Source organism: Streptomyces sp. DvalAA-14, assembly GCF_900091855.1.
GTDB lineage: Bacteria > Actinomycetota > Actinomycetes > Streptomycetales > Streptomycetaceae > Actinacidiphila.
The window spans coordinates 1-1,469 of record NZ_FMCH01000539.1 but is presented as its reverse complement, the minus strand read 5'-3'; the positions used below and the strand labels follow the sequence as shown (position 1 = coordinate 1,469).

Here is a 1,469-nt window from a genome sequence, read left to right as displayed (position 1 = left end):
TGCGGGGCATCGAGACGCGGCGCATCCTGGCACGGGGATGGCTCTCGGGGCACCGCAATATCCGCGACCGGTCGGTGCACTCGGCCCGGATCGTATGGACCTTCCCGTGTGGTCGCACCGATCTCCCGATGCGCGCTGGTGAACACGTCGGCGCGGGGGCGGTCTTCGGTTGCCGGCACGGATGGCCGATCCGGCTGGTGGGTGCCGGGAGGTGGTGCTGGGATGGGACGGTGAAGCGTATGGCGGCTGCTGGGGGCGGGGGCTGCATGCCGGGGCAGGCGCCGGTGTGATGGCGACCGGCATTGTCTCGGTCGGGCTGCAGTTGATCGGCTATGAGGTTCTGTCGCTGATCGGGCTGGCCGTCTGCTGGCTCTGGTGGGTGCTGCTCGCCCTTGCCTTCACGTTCCGGCTGCTGCGTGAGCGGGCCCGCTGGATCGCGGAGGCCCGGACGCCGCCCGCGCTCACCGCTGTCGCGGCCAGCACGCTGCTGGGAACGCGCTTGTCGGTCCTCGGGTGGCAGAGTACGGCCGCGGCCCTGCTCGCGCTGGCGGTGCTGGTGTGGCCGGGGCTGCTGGTGTCTGTGATGCTGCGGCTGACGCATCGTATGCCCGGTGGTGTCTTTCTGATCTGCGTTCCCGCACCGGGGATCGCCGTGCTCGCCGGGAGGCTGTCGGTCGCGGACGGCGCCGGCTGGCTCAGCTCGGCGGCCCTCGCGTTTGTGTGCCTGGGCCTGGTCCTGTACGTCGTCGCGCTGACCCGCTTCGACGTCCGGCAGATCTTCACCGGCGCAGGCGACCAGTGGGTGGCCGGCGGGGCGCTGGCCATCTCGGCCCTGGCCGGCTCCACGCTCATTGGCTCCACCCGGTGGACCGGCGACGCCCACCAGGGCCTGCGAGCCGCGTCTCTGCTGCTGCTCGCGCTCGCTTTCGCCACCTGGGTGCCGCTGGTGTACGCGGAGATCCGCCGGCCACGTCTCAGCTACGACGTCCGGCGCTGGTCCACGATCTTCCCGCTGGGAATGACCGCGGTCGCCTCGCTCTCCCTGTCCACGTCGGCCGGGGTCGATTGGCTGGAGCCCCTGGGCAGAGTCCTGCTCTGGGTCGCGGTCGGAGCGTGGCTTTTGACCTTCAGCGGACTGGTCAAGACGCTCGTGAGGGCCCTGCAGGGGGAATGACCCGGCGGGTCCGCCACGTGCAGCCGCTGGGACCGTGTTGGATATCCGCAGGTAGCTACCGTTCCGAGGAGGCAGCAATGGAGACCATGCATGCGGTACGGGGCCACCGCCGCGGCGGGCCCGAACAGCTCCGCTACGAGGAGGCGCCGCGCCCGGTGCCCGGTGCGGGGGAGGTGCTCGTCCGGGTCCGCTCGGCGTCCATCACCCCTCGAGAGCTGGACTGGGACGCTACCTGGATGGATGCCTTCGACGGCAGCGGCAGCCTGCGGCTGCCGATCGTGCCCTCCAAGGAGGT

The 1,469-nt window shown here is 71.1% G+C and carries 1 protein-coding gene and 1 pseudogene; both read left to right on the top strand.

The window, feature by feature from the left end:
- Nucleotides 1-289 precede the first annotated feature (289 nt).
- A complete protein-coding gene (locus GA0115240_RS29010) occupies nt 290-1,174 on the top strand; it encodes a tellurite resistance/C4-dicarboxylate transporter family protein (protein ID WP_237555297.1) in 885 nt (294 codons plus the stop codon).
- 77 nt (nt 1,175-1,251) lie between these two features.
- Nucleotides 1,252-1,469: pseudogene (locus GA0115240_RS29005) on the top strand (NADP-dependent oxidoreductase); the annotation flags it as partial.